Below are 1060 nucleotides of genomic sequence, written 5' to 3' on the forward strand. Positions count from 1 at the left end.
ATGACCATAGCGGTAGGGCGCGTGCGTCAGGAGCGAGGATGGTTCGACATCGTCGATGACTGGCTCAAGCGCGACAGATTCGTGTTCATCGGCTGGTCCGGGCTGCTGCTGTTCCCCTGCGCTTACCTAGCCCTGGGCGGCTGGCTCACCGGCACCACCTTTGTGACCTCCTGGTACACCCACGGGTTGGCCAGCTCCTACCTGGAAGGGTGCAACTTTTTGACCGTAGCCGTCTCCACCCCCGCCGACAGCATGGGGCACAGCCTGCTGCTGCTGTGGGGCCCGGAAGCCCAGGGGGACTTCACCCGCTGGTGCCAGATTGGGGGGCTGTGGACCTTTGTGGCCCTGCACGGAGCGCTGGGGCTGATTGGCTTTATGCTGCGGCAATTTGAGATTGCCCGGCTGGTGGGGGTGCGGCCCTACAACGCCATTGCGTTTAGCGCGCCGATAGCGGTGTTTGTGAGCGTGTTTTTGATTTACCCGCTGGGGCAGAGCAGCTGGTTTTTTGCGCCTAGCTTTGGGGTGGCGGGGATTTTCCGCTTTTTGCTGTTTTTCCAGGGGTTCCACAACTGGACGCTGAACCCGTTCCACATGATGGGGGTGGCTGGCGTTTTGGGTGGAGCGCTGTTGTGTGCCATCCATGGGGCGACGGTGGAGAACACCCTGTTTCAGGATGGGGATGCGGCCAGCACCTTTCGGGCTTTTGAGCCGACGCAGTCGGAGGAGACCTACTCGATGGTGACGGCCAACCGGTACTGGAGCCAGATTTTTGGGATAGCGTTTTCCAACAAGCGGTGGCTGCACTTTTTCATGTTGTTTGTGCCGGTGACGGGTTTGTGGATGTCGAGCATTGGCGTGGTGGGGTTGGCGCTGAACCTGCGGGCGTATGACTTTATCAGTCAGGAGGTGCGGGCAGCGGAAGACCCGGAGTTTGAGACGTTTTACACGAAGAACATTTTGCTGAACGAGGGGATTCGGGCGTGGATGGCGCCGCAGGACCAGCCCCATGAGCGCTTTGAGTTCCCTGAAGAAGTCCTCCCCCGCGGCAATGCGCTCTAAA

1 protein-coding gene is annotated in these 1060 nt (G+C 60.2%); it reads left to right on the forward strand.

Features of this window, described 5'->3' with window-relative positions:
* The coding region (gene psbD / locus NW815_RS07680; RefSeq protein WP_414332488.1) for a photosystem II D2 protein (photosystem q(a) protein) at positions 1-1059 on the forward strand (1059 nt) is incomplete at its 5' end.
* Position 1060 lies beyond the last annotated feature (1 nt).

Source organism: Synechococcus sp. R6-7 (assembly GCF_047461695.1).
Taxonomy (GTDB): Bacteria; Cyanobacteriota; Cyanobacteriia; order Thermostichales; family Thermostichaceae; genus Thermostichus.